The organism is Muriicola sp. SD30 (genome assembly GCF_041205185.1).
Classification (GTDB): domain Bacteria; phylum Bacteroidota; class Bacteroidia; order Flavobacteriales; family Flavobacteriaceae; genus Muriicola.
This window is the reverse complement of the sequence record NZ_JBGEWB010000002.1, coordinates 288,087-304,524: the sequence shown is the minus strand read 5'-3', so window position 1 is coordinate 304,524 and position 16,438 is coordinate 288,087. Positions and strand designations below refer to the sequence as shown.

At 46.3% G+C, this 16,438-nt stretch carries 11 protein-coding genes; 5 read left to right on the top strand and 6 right to left on the bottom strand.

What is annotated here, in order from left to right:
• Positions 1-139: 139 nt before the first annotated feature.
• Positions 140-784 (bottom strand): hypothetical protein, encoded by a 645-nt coding sequence (locus AB8P51_RS06350; RefSeq protein WP_369747950.1) that lies wholly within the window; start codon positions 782-784, stop codon positions 140-142.
• 433 nt (positions 785-1,217) lie between these two features.
• On the opposite strand from AB8P51_RS06350, the gene AB8P51_RS06345 reads away from it, so the two are divergent.
• Positions 1,218-4,508, top strand: a complete 3,291-nt coding sequence (locus AB8P51_RS06345; RefSeq protein WP_369747949.1) for an amidohydrolase family protein — start codon at positions 1,218-1,220, stop codon at positions 4,506-4,508.
• A 461-nt stretch (positions 4,509-4,969) separates the two neighbouring features.
• On the opposite strand, the gene AB8P51_RS06340 is transcribed toward AB8P51_RS06345, so the two are convergent.
• Positions 4,970-5,854, bottom strand: a complete 885-nt coding sequence (locus AB8P51_RS06340) for a DUF808 domain-containing protein (RefSeq protein ID WP_369747948.1) — start codon at positions 5,852-5,854, stop codon at positions 4,970-4,972.
• Between the two features lie 646 nt (positions 5,855-6,500).
• The gene (mce, locus tag AB8P51_RS06335; RefSeq protein WP_369747947.1) at positions 6,501-6,902 is read right to left on the bottom strand and encodes a methylmalonyl-CoA epimerase; all 402 of its coding nucleotides are present in this window, start codon (positions 6,900-6,902) and stop codon (positions 6,501-6,503) included.
• A gap of 151 nt (positions 6,903-7,053) precedes the next feature.
• Between mce and rbfA the strand changes: the two genes are divergently transcribed.
• Together rbfA and AB8P51_RS06325 are read left to right on the top strand one after the other, a co-directional pair.
• Positions 7,054-7,446, top strand: a complete 393-nt coding sequence (rbfA, locus tag AB8P51_RS06330; protein ID WP_369747946.1) for a 30S ribosome-binding factor RbfA — start codon at positions 7,054-7,056, stop codon at positions 7,444-7,446.
• Positions 7,447-8,646, top strand: coding sequence for an ABC transporter permease (locus AB8P51_RS06325; protein WP_369747945.1), 1,200 nt, complete (start codon positions 7,447-7,449; stop codon positions 8,644-8,646).
• Here the strand turns inward: AB8P51_RS06325 and dusB are convergent.
• The 3 genes from dusB to AB8P51_RS06310 all read right to left on the bottom strand — a co-directional run bounded on the left by dusB (position 8,643) and on the right by AB8P51_RS06310 (position 13,442).
• Complete coding sequence (gene dusB / locus AB8P51_RS06320) at positions 8,643-9,635, bottom strand: tRNA dihydrouridine synthase DusB (RefSeq protein ID WP_369747944.1); 993 nt, start codon at positions 9,633-9,635, stop codon at positions 8,643-8,645. The two genes, AB8P51_RS06325 and dusB, sit on opposite strands and share 4 nt — an antisense overlap.
• Before the next feature lie 53 nt (positions 9,636-9,688).
• On the bottom strand, positions 9,689-12,100 hold the full coding sequence (locus AB8P51_RS06315) for an outer membrane beta-barrel family protein (protein ID WP_369747943.1): 2,412 nt from the start codon (positions 12,098-12,100) through the stop codon (positions 9,689-9,691).
• Between the two features lie 115 nt (positions 12,101-12,215).
• Positions 12,216-13,442, bottom strand: a complete 1,227-nt coding sequence (locus AB8P51_RS06310; RefSeq protein ID WP_369748477.1) for a DUF4910 domain-containing protein — start codon at positions 13,440-13,442, stop codon at positions 12,216-12,218.
• Positions 13,443-13,480: 38 nt separating this feature from the next.
• On the opposite strand from AB8P51_RS06310, the gene AB8P51_RS06305 reads away from it, so the two are divergent.
• Positions 13,481-14,587: a hypothetical protein gene (locus AB8P51_RS06305; protein WP_369747942.1), complete on the top strand. Its 1,107-nt coding sequence runs from the start codon at positions 13,481-13,483 to the stop codon at positions 14,585-14,587.
• 52 nt (positions 14,588-14,639) lie between these two features.
• The gene (gene lepA, locus AB8P51_RS06300; RefSeq protein ID WP_369747941.1) at positions 14,640-16,436 is read left to right on the top strand and encodes a translation elongation factor 4; all 1,797 of its coding nucleotides are present in this window, start codon (positions 14,640-14,642) and stop codon (positions 16,434-16,436) included.
• The last annotated feature ends 2 nt before the right edge of the window (positions 16,437-16,438 follow it).

Sequence of the window (16,438 nt, the reverse complement as noted above, 5' to 3'; positions counted from 1 at the left end):
ATTGTCATATCGAGCGGAGTCGAGATATGACACGCAGAGTGTCCGAGGCAGGAAGGCGCTTGATAGGAAAATAAATAAAAAAGTAAAAAACCCAGTCAAATGGAATTGACCGGGTTTTTTCTTATTTCCTGAATAGTTTCTAATACGTGATCTTACCGTGAAGTCTCCAAGAACTTATGGTGCCAGGACCGTTGGGATCAGGAAGAAAGATAGCGTCTTTAAAGTAAAGTTCTCCCGTCGCTCCTTCAAACCTGCCTGTACCTGATAAGATGGTAATAGGTATTCTGTTCCCATTTTCATCTAAGGTGTTGTCAAAAGAACCAGTTAGTCCATTAGGGTCGGCTTCAAAATCGATCGTCAGCGTAACGTGTTCTACAGTTGTGATCATATCACCATGAGCACCTATATAGTTTACATGGAAAACTACATCTGCAGTATTAGGACCAGTAAGGTTACAGGTTCCCGGCTGAGGTCTTCCATAGCTGCCCATTTGTATCTTTCCCAAATGAGTCATATTCCCTGAAATAAAATTTGTTGGTAAGCTAACTCCTGCCTCTACCGGGTTGCAATCAACAAGAGGTATTGAGAAGTCGCCTACATTCGTGAAATTGCCTTTCCAGGCCCTGGTCGCTTTTTTGCCCTTTGAAGACTTAGCGTTAACACTTGTTAGATCCTCAGCGGGATCAATTTCTGTATCCTGAGTACAGGAAAGGACAAAGATAAAAGCGAACAAAGAGGTCAATACTAAAACATGCCTCAATCTAAATAAGAATGGTGTTTTCATTTGGTTGGTTTTAAAGGTTAGAAAAAGCTGATAAACAGCTGTATGCACTTCTCAGGCCGTATCAGAAGGGTGCCGGTGAAGTAATATAAACTACACCAAAATAAAAGGGGCAAACCCTTTATGAGGATGGATACGCTCTTTTACTGTCCGAAAGTGAGGATTTACTTACCCAAGGGCATGAATAAGTGTTAAAAATGAGAGTTCAGCTTGCGATAAAAGAAGGTTATTTTATTGACTTGAAAAACTTCTCCCTCCTTTATAAACCAAAAGGACCAGAAACCCCGCGTTGGCGTAAGTTTGTAACTCCTGTCCAAAGATATCGCTTCTCAACATTCTGAATACGAAGCATTCATAGTTCTATCCGACCAACAAAAACCCCAGTCTTCTAATCTCATTTCGCTATATTTAGGCAACCAATTAAACTCTCCGACTCATGTCTCAAAAGCTATTGTTTCCCGTGTTGCTCCTTTCGGCCTTTACCCTCCTTGCTCAAGAGCAAATAAAAGATTCCACCGCCTGGAATGTGGCTGATCCCGGTGCTTCCTTTAACTATAAGAATCATGAATTCACTACCAACGAGGGTAGCTGGATAAACCTGGACGTAAGTCCGGACGGGAAAACCCTGGTTTTTGATATGATGGGAGATATTTATTCCATGCCCATCACCGGTGGCAAAGCAACAGTATTGCGCAGCGGAATCCCGTTTGAGATCCAGCCGCGTTTTAGTCCGGATGGCAAGAAAATAGCTTTTACAAGTGATGCGGGAGGGGGCGATAATATTTGGATGATGAATGCAGATGGATCAGAAGCCAAAGCGATTACCAAAGAAAAATTCCGTTTACTGAACAATCCCTATTGGACCCCCGACGGGAACTACATTGTAGCCAGAAAACACTTTACATCACAGCGCTCTTTGGGTGCCGGCGAGATCTGGCAATATCACCAGACCGGGGGTTCCGGGCTGCAATTGACCAAACGAAAAAACGATCAGCAAGATGTAAATGAACCTTGTATATCTCCGGATGGGAAGTATTTATACTACAGTGAGGACGTGTATCCGGGAGGAAATTTTCAATACAACAAGGATCCCAATAGTCAGATTTATGTCATTAAACGCTATAATTTTGAAACAGGAGAAACAACCACCATTACCGGTGGCCCAGGTGGAGCCGCCAGACCACAGGTCTCCAGAGATGGAACAAAATTAGCCTTTGTAAAGCGTGTGCGTACCAAAACGGTTCTCTATCTCCACGATCTTGAAACCGGGGAAGAATGGCCGCTTATAGACAGCCTGAACAAGGATCAGCAAGAGGCCTGGGCTATTTTTGGCACATATCCCAACTTTAGCTGGATGCCCGATGACTCGGCCATCGTATTCTGGAATAAAGGCAAGCTCCATAAAATTGACATCAACACATTGGAGGTAACCAACATTCCATTTTCTATAGATGCCAGCATTCCCATAGCGGAAACTGTGCATTTTAATAATCCAATCCCGGAAGATGAGTTTACTGCCCTGGTTATCAGGCAGGCAGTGACCTCGCCAGATGGCAAGCTCTTGGCTTTTAATGCACTGGGCCATCTGTGGACCAAAAAATTACCAAACGGTGCCCCTAAACGACTGACCAAGGCTACCGACTTTGAATTTGAACCTTCCTTTTCCCCGGATGGAAAAGAGCTGGTGTACGTAAGCTGGAATGACGAAAATTTAGGTGCCATACACAAGATTTCCGTAAACGGAGGCACATCAGTAAAGCTAACCGCAGAAAAAGGAATATACAGAACGCCCGCCTTTAGCCCTTCCGGGCAACAGATCACTTTTAGAAAGGAATCGGGGAATATAGATCAGGGTTTTACCTATGACAAAAAACCGGGGATCTATACCATGAATGCTAACGGAAACAACATAAAAAGGCTTATTTCCGAAGGAGAATATCCTCAATTTTCGGCAGATGGAGAACGCATCTTATACCAGAAAGGGGGCACCTATTTTGGAAATCTTACCAAAACCTTGATGTCTGTCAACCTCAACGGGAAAGACGAAAGAACACATATAAAATCTAAGTACGCCAATCGACTCGTGCCGAGTCCGGATAACAAATGGATTGCATTTACCACCTTACACAAGGCCTATATAGCACCCTTATTGCTCCCCGGAAAGGAAATTGATCTGGACAACAAGGCTACCCTGGTGCCGGTCTCTCAGATTGCAAAAGATGCCGGGATCAACCTTCATTGGTCCTCAGACAGTAAAACCATTCACTGGACCCTGGGCGACAACTATTTTTCCAATGACATTAAAGACAGGTTTACCTTCTTACCGGGCTCCCCGGAAAAAGTGGGAAAAATGGATTCTGTAGGGATAAAAGTGGGGGTGATAGCAGAAGTGGATAAACCAAAGGGTAGAATTGCCTTTACGAATGCCAGGATCATCACCATGGAAGATGGTGAGGTGATTGAAGTGGGAACCATCCTTGTAAACGGCAACCGCATTGAAAGTATCGGCACTTCGGCGGAAATAGCCATCCCTGGAAATACTAAGGTATACGATATGGCTGGAAAGACCATTATGCCGGGTATCGTTGATGCACATGCCCATATTGGGGGCTTTCGCTATGGCTTATCCACTCAAAAACACTGGCAGTTATTTGCCAACTTAGCCTATGGGGTTACTACGGCGCACGATCCCTCCGCAAATACAGAGACCATTTTTGCCATGTCTGAAATGATTAAAAGTGGAGAAATGACCGGCCCCCGCTTATATTCTACGGGGATCATCTTATACGGGGCAGATGGGGATTTTAAAGCAACGATAAACAGCCTGGAAGATGCCCGCTCTGCCATCAGGAGGACAAAGGCTTTTGGTGCCCAATCGGTTAAAAGTTATAACCAACCCCGCCGGGAACAGCGGCAGCAGGTAATGCAAGCAGCTCGTGAAATGGGGATCAATGTAGTACCTGAAGGGGGTTCTACTTTTTATACCAATATGACCATGATCATGGACGGGCATACCGGGGTGGAGCATAATATTCCTGTGGCCCCGGTGTACAAGGACGTTTTAGAGCTTTGGAAGACGAGTAATACGGGCTATACCCCAACACTCATAGTCAATTATGGCGGTATTAACGGGGAGTTTTATTTTTATGAAAAGGACAAGGTCTGGGAAAATGAAAAATTACTGAAATATACACCAAGGGCGCTGATCGATGCCAGGTCACGGTATAGAATGATGATCCCTGACGAGGAATACAAGAACGGGCATATTTTGGTTTCCGAAACCGCAAAAGCACTAACCGATGCCGGCGTAAAAGTAAATTTAGGAGCTCATGGTCAATTGCAGGGGCTGGGGGCGCATTGGGAACTTTGGATGCTGCAGCAGGGCGGAATGACCAATATGGAGGCTTTGGAAGCGGCCACTATCAATGGTGCTACCTATATTGGCGCCGGAGCGGATATAGGCTCTTTAAAAGTCGGGAAAATGGCTGATCTTATTGTTTTGGAAAAGAACCCGCTGGAGGATATCCGGAATACGAATTCGGTGAGCCATACGATGGTCAATGGACGCTTATACGACACTACCTCTATGAATGAAATTGGCAATACGGAAAAGTCGAGAACCCAATTTTGGTGGGAAAACAACAAATATAATGAGGCCTTCCCCTGGCATGATGCGGCCCAGAGTTTTACTCGCCCGGGCTGTGGGTGTCATGTGGGACATCAATAAAATTATTGCAAGGCTCACTAAACTGAGAATTTTAGAAATAACGGGGGCTGAAGAAAACTTAGAAGAACGATAGGCAAGGTTAGAAGTACGAAGTTAGAGGGGCGAGGAATAAAGTTAAATTAGAGTTTCCGAAGGTTTTCAGAAATAATGGTGTGGCCAGCGGAATTGCCTGTCCGCCGTACAAGACTTTGGAAGGCGGGCGTTTCGCCCTAGCGAAAAAGAGCATGGAGCGGTAAGCCCCTTCCATGATTTTTGTCCCCAACAAAAAGAAATAGAATTTCCTGGAGCTATTGGGACAAAAAATTTCCTACAAACTTTCTTGATCTTTTCGTCCATTTTATTCATGTCATATCTATTGTTTTTTATGGGTATTCATGAATGCTGCGCATTTGCGATCAAGCCAAAATGGACATAAAAATAAAAAGAATAGTAATTGCCCTGAGATATTAATTAAGCAGATTTTAAGGTTGCGTATTGCCTGCCCTTTTAAAAAGCTTCTTCCCTCCTTTATAAGCCAAAAGAACCAGAAACCCAATTAGCAATCCAAGGACAAATTCATAAAAAAGGTTAGGAATAGCAGAAAACGGATTGTGAAGAAAATCCAGATTATGGGCAAAGATGCCCCCGGAAACCAACAACAAGGCCAGGGTGCCGATAACGGATAGCGATTTGATCACCACAGGAAGGGCATTGACAAAAAACCGTCCGATCTTATCCGAAATGCTGTTGTCTTCCCCATTGAGATTGATCAATCGGGTGCCGAACTCATCCATCCGCACTATCAGAGCAACAATGCCGTACACTCCCACCGTAGCGAGTAAGGCAATAAAAGACACCACCAGGATCTGAACCGTAAGGGGCTTGTCTAGCACCGTGCCCAGGGCAATGATCACAATTTCAATGGAGAGGATAAAATCGGTGACAATAGCCGACTTGATCTTCTTTTTTTCCATGGCTAATATGTCGCTTTTGCTCTCAACTTTCATATCTGCTGGGATATGGGCGTGCTCGTGGGGCACAAAGAATTCGTATATTTTTTCGGCTCCTTCAAAGGCAAGGTATTGTCCACCCAGCACAAGAATAAGGACCACCATCCAGGGAATAAAAGCGCTCAGCAAAAAGGCAATGGGCAGGATAATGATCTTGTTGAGCAGGGAACCTTTAGTGATGGCCCAAAGCACCGGGAGTTCCCTTTTGGAGACAAATCCTGAAGCTTTTTCCGCATTTACTGCAAGATCATCGCCCAGGATGCCAGCCGTCTTTTCAGTGGCTATTTTGCTCATGGAAGCAACATCGTCAAGCAGGGTTGCCACATCGTCTAAAATGGCGAAAAATCCGGAAGCCATAGGTTTTGATTAAGGCTCAAATATAATTTATGAGTTTTAATAATGAGGTACTAACCTAGATTTATAGACAACAGCCTTACTAACCCCTGACCTCTTCGTCCCTGAAGCTGTTATGCATAAGGGGCACTCCCAGGAAGGGAATACTTTGTTGTTGTCAGGTAGAGCGCCTGTCTGCCTTAGGCATGAGAGTCGAGACCTAGATAAATGGCAAGTGTCATATCTCGACTCCGCTCGATATGACACACGGGGTGTCCAAGGCAGACAAGCGCTCGATATGACATCGATATTACATTGTTCTGCTTTGTATTAAATGAATGTCACGCATGACTATAAAAAAGTCGCTCGAAGATTTTCAGAAATAAGGGCGTGGCCAGCGGAATTGCGTTCAACGAGCCTACCGAAGGGAGGCGCAGTTAAAAAGAGCATGGAGCGTTAGCCACGTCCCTGGTTTTTGTACATGATGACTATCAGGGCAAAAAATTTCCTAAAATCTTCTTGATGTTTTTCGTTCATTTTGCATCAAGGTAAAATGAACATAAAAAGAAAATAAGGTTAGAATTTACCCTGAGAATTTAAACTTGCTGCTAGTATGTCGTTTTAACCACCCTCCTTTTAATCACCTAACTGGAGGGATATACCAATTTAATTATTCCCTCTCCTGACAGAGCTCTATCAAAACTCCATTTGTAGTCTTCGGATGAAGAAAGGCCACCCATTTATTATCCGCGCCCATTTTTGGTTCTTCGTTGAGAACCGTAAAGCCTTCGCCCTTCAACCTTGCGATCTCGGCCCTGATATCGTCTACCTCAAAGGCTATATGGTGGATGCCTTCCCCTTTCCTTTCTATAAACTTCGCGATGGGACTGTCTGCGCTCGTGGCTTCAAGCAATTCGATCTTGTTGGGTCCGGTTTTAAAGAAGGAAGTCTTTACGCCTTCAGAAGCTACTTCTTCCATTTTGTAGTGGTCCGTTCCAAATAATTGGGCAAAAAGGACATTGCTCTTTTCCAGGTCTTTTACCGCGATGCCCAGGTGTTCTATTTTTTTCATCAATTCCTATTTCGCATTTCTAACTTCCAACCTCGTACCTCCAACTTCGTACTTCCACCTTCCAACTTCTAACTTCTAACTTCTAACTTCTAACTTCCAACTTCGTACTTCCACCTTCGAAATTACACATTATTCTCCGTACTTTTGCCCCATGGAAACGCAGCGACAGAAAAAAATAGCCGGAGTAATCCAGAAGGATCTGGCAGACATCCTGCAGCGCGCCGCCACAGATGGGGGCATGCAGGGGACCATCATCTCCGTCACCAAGGTAAGCGTTACCACAGACCTCTCCATCGCCAGGGTTCACGTGAGCGTCTTCCCCAATGCCAAGGGTAAGGAATTGCTCGAAGGGATGAAGGCCCAGCAACCCATGATCAAACACGCCCTTGCACAGCGCACAAAGAATCAGCTGAGGCGAATGCCCGAATTGCACTTCTACCTCGACGATTCCCTGGAATACATAGACGGGATTGAACGCTCCCTGAAGAAAGGGGAAAACCCCATAGAAAACCCGGACCTCCTCCCCAGGAGAAAGAAATCCTGAATGAACTTCCCCTGGTACATCGCCAAGCGCTATGTGCGCGCCAAAAGCAGCCAGAACGCGGTAAATGTCATCAATTTTATCACCTTCCTGGTTATTGTCATCGGATCTGCAGCTTTGTTTATCGTACTCTCTGGCTTTGCCGGACTAAAAACCTTCAGCCTCTCCTTTAGCGAGACCTTTGACCCCTCCCTCAAAGCCGAACCCCTTACAGGGAAATACTTTACACTTACAGAAGAACAAAAGGGTCAGCTACAGCAGATTGAGGGCGTCACCACCTTTTCTGCCGAACTGGAAGAACGAGTCTACCTCACCTACAAACAAAAGAGTCATGTTGCCTGGATAAAAGGTGTTGATTCGTCCTATGCCCGCGCCACCCATATCGATTCTGCCCTTTATTGGGGAAACTGGGCCATCGACAACCAACAAGGCGTCATTGGTCTGGGGATTGCCAATATGCTGGGACTGGTGATCAACGATTACCGAAATCCCCTCATTGTCCTGGCGCCAAAACCGGGGAAAGGCAGCCCCTCCCTTCAGGCCAAACCTTATAACCAGCTGGCGCTGGTGCCTTCTGGAGTCTATGCTGTGGAAGAAAACCTCGACAGGAAATATGTCTTTACCGACCTGCCTTTGGTGCAGGCCCTTTTAGAACGGACTTCTAATGAGATCTCTGGAATAAATTTTGAACTAGCTGAGGATGTCAACCCTAAGGATGTCCGAACAGAAATTGAGCAAGTACTAGGGACGGGCGTTGTGCTTAAAAATCGGGAAGAACAAAACAGCACCCTTTACCGAATGCTCAATACCGAAAACCTGGCCACTTATCTAATCTTTACCCTGGTGCTTATCATTGCATTGTTTAACGTAGTTGGGGCCATCATCATGATGATACTCGACAAGCAACAGAATTCCCGAACCCTCTACAGTCTGGGGACAACAGTGAAAGAAATTCGCCGTATCTATTTTTTACAGGGCGTTCTGGTTACTGGTCTCGGAGGCCTGCTTGGTATCTTTCTAGCCTCCCTCCTTATCTGGTCACAGCTCCTGTTTGGCTGGCTTAAAATTACGCCTTCCCTGGCCTATCCGGTTGAATACAGGGCCCTTGATGTACTGATTGTATTGGGAACTATTGTCGTGCTGGGAGTAATCGCCTCTAAGATCGCAAGCAGCAGGGTCAATAAAAAACTCCTGGCTGCTTAGGCAAACTGGTAGTGCCCAAAAGTTTCCAGGGCTTCGTCAAAGGCGGCAAACACGTCTGCAGCCTCATCGCTGGTCACCATCTTCATCCGCAATTCTTTGAAATTCGGGATCCCTTTAAAGTAGTTGGTATAGTGCCTGCGTGTTTCAAAGACCCCCAGCTTTTCCCCTTTCCAGTCGATCGCCATCTGCAGGTGTCTCCTGGCGGCATCCACGCGTTCTTCCATGGTGGGTGGCGCCATATGGGTACCGGTTTTAAAATAGTGTTTTACCTCCTTAAAGAACCAGGGGTAACCAATGCTTGCCCGCCCAATCATGGCCCCGTCCAAACCAAATTCGTCCCGCATTCGCATAGCCGCTTCCGGACTGTCAACATCCCCGTTTCCGAAGACCGGGATATGCATCCGGGGATTATTCTTTACCTCGGCTATAGGGTGCCAGTCGGCTTCTCCTTTGTACATCTGTGCCCTGGTCCTGCCGTGAATGGCGATGGCCTGGCAGCCCACATCCTGCAGCCTTTCGGCCACCTCAACAATGCGTATGGAATCATGGTCCCATCCCAGCCTCGTCTTTACCGTAACAGGCAGTTTGGTGTGCTTTACCATAGCCTCGGTAAGGGAGACCATAAGGTCGATGTCTTTTAGTATTCCTGCCCCTGCTCCTTTGCTGACGACCTTTTTTACCGGGCAACCAAAGTTGATATCTATAATGTCGGGGCCTGATTTTTCCACGATCTCCACCGACTGCAGCATGGAATCCAGATTGGCGCCAAAGATTTGAATTCCAACCGGCCGTTCCTTTTCGTATATGTCGAGCTTCATTACGCTTTTGGCAGCATCACGGATCAGGCCTTCAGAGGAGATAAATTCCGTATAGACCACATCGGCACCCTGCTCCTTGCAGAGGGCGCGAAAAGGCGGGTCGCTCACATCCTCCATAGGCGCGAGCAGGAGTGGAAAATCGGGTAATTGTATGTCTCCTATTTTTGGCATTTCTATTGCTTCAGGACGGCAAAATTAAAAATAAAGCGCGAATTAACAGGAATTTACTCGTTATCAAGGCGTTGAAGTTCACTTTTCCGGATCTCCCCATCATTATTATTGAGCCTGAAGTTTCCAAAATTATAGGTAAAGCTCAGCCTTACAAACTGCGTTTCCCGCCTCCCGAAAAAGGTGTTGTCCTGATTTGCATAGCGGGAAACAAAGGTGGGGTTGGCCTTGCGGAGCAGGTCCTCAGCGGTAAGGGAAAGTACAGCCCTGTTGTCCCAGAGTGATTTCCGAATCCCGGCATTAAGGATGGCATTGTCTGAAACCTGAAAGGACCCGTAGAGGAAACCACTGAGGTAGGTAAAAGATGTGTCCGCTTTCCAGCTGCCGTCTTTTGAAAGGGTAAAGCTGTTACTCAAACTGCCATAGTATCCCGATACCTTGTTTTTATAACTGTCGATTGCACTTTCCACCGCCAGGAAGGTCTCGTCCTCATAGAAGATCGAATTGTAGAAATACAGATACCATTTTGGGGTGATGGAAGTGGCAAGGGTGAGATCAATCCCGTACGATGTGCTCTCCAATACGTTTTGCTTGATCTCCCTCAGGGTCTGGTTCTGGTTGTCCTGGAAGGTAAGCTGACTGATATAGGCGCCGTTATCGCGGTAATAGAAATCAATATAATAAGTGTCCTTAATAGTGAAATTAAGATTAAAATTATGACTGAAATTGGGTACTAAATTAGGATTTCCTTCGTCAAAATCGTTCTCATTGAGAAAGTAACGAAAGGGATTCAGGTCTGAATATTTAGGGCGGGTTAAACTCCGGCTGTAGTCAAACGTAAAACTATTCTCCTCGCCCAATTTCCTGCTGAGAAAAAATGAAGGAAAGAGTTCAAAATAATCCTGGGTGTTGATCTGATCAAGGGCGATTGACCTGGCCTCTACATGGGTCTGTTCTCCTCTAAGTCCGGCCTTCAGAGACCATTTCCCCCAATCCTGGTAAAAACTTGCATAGATGGCTCCTACCTCTTCGTCATACTCAAATACGTCGGAAAGGGCTATGTTAAACGGGGGCTGGGTATTGTTAACGTCAAAGTAATCTATGGTACTGTTCGATCTGATAGATGACCCCCGAATCCCGGTCTCAAAATTTCCCGATTTAGTAGGAGTATAAAAATCGAATTGCCCTGTTACAATCCCAATATCCTGGCGTGCATCTGTGGAAAAGCCAAAGGTGCGGATAAACTGTCCGGCCGAATCGAAATAATCACTGGCTCCGGTTTGCTGGCGCGAAAAGTCGTAGTACGTATAATGGGCATTAAGCTTGATAAAAGAACCCTCTTTTTTAAGCTTTCGCTCATAGCTGAGGTCGGTGGAAATATTGAATAGGTCGTCATCCAGACTACTTTCGTTTTGCAGGGTAGAGTCGATCTGCCCCATCCCATTTCGCATTGTCGTAAATACCTGATTCCTGATCTCCTTATTGGGGGAAACGCTCAGGTTGGAAGTGAGGTTAAGCAGGTCGCGTTCCGAAGGATTGAAATCCAGGATCACGGTGCCCTGCTGCGCCCAGGAGCGGGTGGTGATTTCGTTATCCGTATTCCAGTCGGCAAAAACCGTGTTAGACGGATCAATAAAACGAATCCCTATTTCAGAATCTATAAATTCCTTCCTTGGGCTAACCGTATAGTTCGCAAAAAAGCTGAATTTTTCACTTTTAAAATAATGCCCGGTACCCAGGCTGTATTTAGGAAAGACCGATTGCTCTGCCTGAGCCCTGATATTGCCCTTATAGCCGGGGGCAACGTTAGTTGTGGTCTGTATGTTAAGAATGGGGCCGTCTTCAGCCTGATAGCTTGCAGGTGGATTTGGGATCACCTCTATCGCTGAGATCATATTTCCCGAAAGGCCCCTTAAGAAATCCTTGATTTCATCCGAAGACAACTGTACCTTCCTGTTGTTGAGGTAGACCGTAGCCTGCTGTCCGCGTATCTCCATATTCTCCTGTGAAACGATGACCCCGGGGGATCTCCTGAGGATGTCAAAGGCATTGCCTTCACTCACCACTGTGTTTTCCACAGTAAAGATGATGCGGTCTGGCTTCCGTTCTATCTGGGGCTGCTTTCCTGTTACCTCCACTGCTTCAAGCCAATTGCTGTCGGGTTCGAGTACAATAGCCCCAATCTCGATGTTTTTCCTGATGTCAAGGCCTACTAAAACCGACTTGTAGCCGAAATACGCGGCCTGAAGGTAGTAGATGTTTGGGTCGATGTTGTCAAGGGTAAAACGACCGTTGTCGTCGGCCGAAATCCCTTTTATCTGAGTACTGTCTGATACCTGTAGAAGGATGACATTGGCATAGGGTAATGGCTTTCCCTCTGCATCCTTTACGGAGCCGGATACCTTTAAACTCTGCCCGAGACAAAGCAAGGGAAGCAGGCCCAAAAAGATAAAGATGGGGTATCTCACAGTGTTGTAGGTTGTCTGTAAATCTATGAAATAATTTCCTATGCCTCAGTAAGAAAAGGTAACTCTTCGTTCAGGGTATTGGATTCTACTGTTTTTTGAAGGATGCTAATTGTCCTTAAAACGTGATTTTTACTGTGATCTTTTCTCCATTCCTGTCTATGACAACCGAAGTACTATCGCCTTCCTCAAAAGCCGAAAGAGCCCGCATATAACTCATCATATCCGTCACCGTACTGTCGCCCATCTGAACCACCACATCTCCTTTCTGCAATCCGGCCTTTTGTGCCGGTTTTTCTTCACTTACCCCATCAATCCGCATACCTTCCCCGTCGTAGAGGTAATCCGGGATCACGCCCATAGCTACCTTAAAGCGGGGTACTTCCTCGCTTTCGTTTTTAGTCTTCTTAAAGGCCAGTTTGTCATCGTCATTGAGTTCGGTAATGACCTCCATAATGTAGGAAGTGATCTTTTCCATGCCTTCGTAGTTCAACTTATCGGCATCATCAGTGGGCTTGTGGTAGTCCTCGTGCTGTCCGGTAAAAAAGTGGAGTACAGGGATATCCTGCAGGTAGAAAGAGGTGTGGTCTGAAGGGCCTACGCCCGATTCTTTGAGCACCAGTTCAAAGTCCTGGTTAGTAGAATTGAGGACTTGTGGCCAGATAGGGGCCGTGGCTGTCCCGCTTACCGAAAGCACCTTGCTGTCTCGTAGGCGACCCACCATATCCATATTGATCATATAATTCACATCTTCCAGGTCTACTGTCGGGTTTTTCGCAAAGTAATTCGATCCCAACAGGCCGATCTCTTCTCCTGAAAAAGCCATGATGAGGTAGTTGTTCCCCTTGAGCTCACTTGTTTTTAATTGTTGTGCGAGTTGCAGTAAAACGGCTACCCCGCTGGCATTGTCATCGGCACCATTGTGGATAGCTGCCTCTCCACGGTGGAGTGAACCCTGGCCTCCCATACCAAGATGGTCATAATGGGCTCCGAGGATTACTGTTTTCTCAGCTTTATTGTCGATAAAGCCGATGACATTTGTGCCGGTTATGGTGCTGTCTGAAGCCTCCACGTATTGTATCTCCTGATGGGGGTCTTTCTTGGGTTTAAAAGTGAAGGTCTGGAAGTAGGTGTCTGCTTTTCCGGCCGGACTCAGGCCGAGATTTTCCATCCTTTCTGCCAGATATCCCGCCGCCATCAGTTCATTGGCTGTTCCTGTCTCCCTGCCTTTCAGGGAGTCACTTGCGAGGAAACTTACATCGTCCCAGAGGGTATAGGTTTTAACAGGCTCCTGCCTGCAGGAGAGAAATACGACAAGAAAAACGAGCCAAATACTTTTTTTCATCATTTTTGAGGGTATTTTTGAACAAAATTAAGCAACAGATGAGAAAAATACTTCTTTTATTGGTGATAACTGCTGTCTTTAGCTGTAAATCCGAGCCAAAGAAAACAGAGAAGACAACAGAAACAGAAACTTCCCTGATGGCGGGATCAGACACCCTGATCTATCCCGAGGAAAAATACTTTAAGTCGATCCGCCAGGTCACCTTTGGCGGGGACAATGCCGAGGCCTACTGGAGTTTTGACGACAGTATGCTCATCTTCCAATCGAACAATAAAGAATGGGGTATGGAATGCGACCAGATCTTCCTGATGAATTCTACGGATGCTTTTCAGGACAGCATCCCCCCTATGATCAGTACCGGAATGGGGCGTACCACCTGCTCCTATTTTCTCCCGGATAACAAACACTTTGTTTATGGCTCAACCCATCTGGCAGACGAGGCCTGCCCTGAAGTTCCCTTGCGTTCCAACGGGAAATACGTCTGGCCGGTATACGACTCTTTTGACATTTTCGTAGCCGACCTGGAAGGCAACATTGTAGATCAGCTAACAGATGAGCCTGGTTATGACGCAGAGGCCACGGTCTCTCCCAAAGGGGATAAGATCGTCTTTACTTCAATGCGAAGTGGAGACCTGGAGCTTTACACGATGAACCTCGACGGTAGTGATGTGAGGCAGATCACGGATGAACTGGGTTATGACGGGGGTGCATTCTTCTCCCCTGACGGGACCAAGATCATCTTCAGAGCCAGCAGGCCCGAAACGGAGGAAGAGGTTACAGAATACAAGGAGCTACTGGCACAAGGCCTGGTACAGCCCACTGAAATGGAGTTATTTATCTGCGACGCCGACGGTAGCAACCTAAAACAACTCACCTTTCTCGGGAATGCCAACTGGAGTCCCTTCTTTCACCCTTCCGGGGAAAAAATCTTATTCTCCAGCAATTTTGAAGCTGAAGAAGGCTTTCCTTTTAACTTATATTTTATAGATATCGATGGGAAAAATCTGGAGCGCGTAACCCATGGGGAGACCTTTGACGCCTTCCCGGTATTTTCCAATGACGGAAAATATCTGGCCTTTTCCAGCAATCGCAATAACGGAGGGACCAGAGATACCAACTTGTTTATAGCCGAGTGGCAGGAATAAGTAATTTTCGCAGTATCTTTGCGGCTCTTTAAGATTGCGCAAGAAAAAGAAAATGAAACACATCAGGAACTTCTGTATCATTGCCCACATCGACCACGGGAAAAGTACCCTGGCCGACAGGCTGCTCGATTTTACGGGTTCGGTTACCGAACGTGAAAAGAAAGAGCAACTTTTAGACAGTATGGACCTGGAGCGGGAGCGAGGCATCACGATTAAGAGTCACGCCATACAGATGGAGTACACCTATGAAGGGGAAAAGTACATCCTCAACCTAATCGATACTCCCGGCCATGTGGATTTTTCATATGAAGTATCGAGGTCTATCGCGGCATGTGAAGGGGCTCTGCTGGTGGTTGATGCTGCCCAGAACATCCAGGCTCAGACCATCTCTAACCTTTACCTGGCGCTTGAGAACGATCTGGAGATTATTCCTGTTTTAAACAAGGTAGACCTGCCCAGCGCCAATCCGGAAGAAGTGACAGACGATATCGTAGACCTGTTGGGTTGCGATGCCGAAGAGGTAATTCCTGCCAGCGCTAAAACCGGGATTGGGATAGAGGAAATCCTCAAGGCCATCATTGAACGAATTCCTTCGCCCAGTGGAACCGTGGATGAGCCATTACAGGCTCTTGTGTTCGACTCGGTTTATAATCCTTTTCGTGGTGTGGAGACATATTTCAGGGTCATCAACGGGGAGATCAGAAAAGGACAAAAAATCAAATTTGTCGCCACCGGTAAGAGTTATTACGCCGATGAAGTGGGGACCTTAAAACTTACCCAGCATCCCCGTCCAAGTATAAAAGCGGGGGATGTTGGATATCTTATTACCGGAATCAAAGATGCCAGGGAAGTAAAGGTGGGAGATACCATTACCGACTCGGACAACCCCACCAAAAATGCCATTGCTGGTTTTGAGGATGTAAAACCCATGGTTTTTGCAGGAATCTATCCGGTAGACACCGAGGATTTTGAAGAATTGCGGTCTTCCATGGAAAAATTACAGCTCAATGATGCCTCTCTGGTTTTTACCCCGGAGAGCAGTGCGGCTTTGGGCTTCGGATTCCGTTGTGGCTTCCTGGGGATGCTCCATATGGAGATCATACAGGAGCGTCTGGAACGCGAATTTGACATGACCGTTATCACCACGGTGCCCAACGTAAGCTACCAGGCTTTTACCAGGAAAGATCCGGATGCACCCATAATTGTAAACAACCCTTCTGACCTGCCCGATCCATCTACCCTGGATCGAGTGGAAGAGCCTTATATCAAAGCTACCATCATTACCAAGTCGGATTTTGTAGGAAATGTAATGTCGCTTTGTATCGAAAAACGCGGTCAGATCACCAATCAGACATACCTGACTACAGAACGGGTGGAATTAAATTTTGACATGCCTTTGGCAGAGATCGTATTCGACTTTTACGACAGGCTCAAGACGGTCTCCAGGGGATATGCCTCTTTTGACTATGCCCCAATCGGGATGCGGGTTTCCAAACTAGTGAGGGTTGATATCCTGCTAAATGCTCAGCCCGTGGATGCGCTTTCTGCCCTGATCCATGCTGATAATGCAGCGAACATCGGCAAGAAAATGTGCGAAAAATTAAAAGAACTCATCCCGAGACAGCAGTTTGACATTCCTATCCAGGCTGCCATCGGCGCCAAGATCATCTCGAGGGAAACCATCAAGGCCCTGAGGAAAGACGTGACTGCCAAATGTTATGGGGGAGATATTTCCAGAAAACGAAAACTTCTCGAAAAACAGAAAAAAGGAAAGAAGAGAATGCGGCAGGTAGGGAATGTGGAAATTCCACAGCAAGCCTTTATGGCCGTTTTAAAACTCAACGATTAGAA

Coding starts and splice junctions, on each gene's coding strand:
- AB8P51_RS06350 (WP_369747950.1), bottom strand. CDS start 784: ATGAAAACACCATTCTTATTTAGATTGAGGCATGTTTTAGTATTGACC.
- AB8P51_RS06345 (WP_369747949.1), top strand. CDS start 1,218: ATGTCTCAAAAGCTATTGTTTCCCGTGTTGCTCCTTTCGGCCTTTACC.
- AB8P51_RS06340 (WP_369747948.1), bottom strand. CDS start 5,854: ATGGCTTCCGGATTTTTCGCCATTTTAGACGATGTGGCAACCCTGCTT.
- mce (WP_369747947.1), bottom strand. CDS start 6,902: ATGAAAAAAATAGAACACCTGGGCATCGCGGTAAAAGACCTGGAAAAG.
- rbfA (WP_369747946.1), top strand. CDS start 7,054: ATGGAAACGCAGCGACAGAAAAAAATAGCCGGAGTAATCCAGAAGGAT.
- AB8P51_RS06325 (WP_369747945.1), top strand. CDS start 7,447: ATGAACTTCCCCTGGTACATCGCCAAGCGCTATGTGCGCGCCAAAAGC.
- dusB (WP_369747944.1), bottom strand. CDS start 9,635: ATGCCAAAAATAGGAGACATACAATTACCCGATTTTCCACTCCTGCTC.
- AB8P51_RS06310 (WP_369748477.1), bottom strand. CDS start 13,442: ATGAAAAAAAGTATTTGGCTCGTTTTTCTTGTCGTATTTCTCTCCTGC.
- AB8P51_RS06305 (WP_369747942.1), top strand. CDS start 13,481: ATGAGAAAAATACTTCTTTTATTGGTGATAACTGCTGTCTTTAGCTGT.
- lepA (WP_369747941.1), top strand. CDS start 14,640: ATGAAACACATCAGGAACTTCTGTATCATTGCCCACATCGACCACGGG.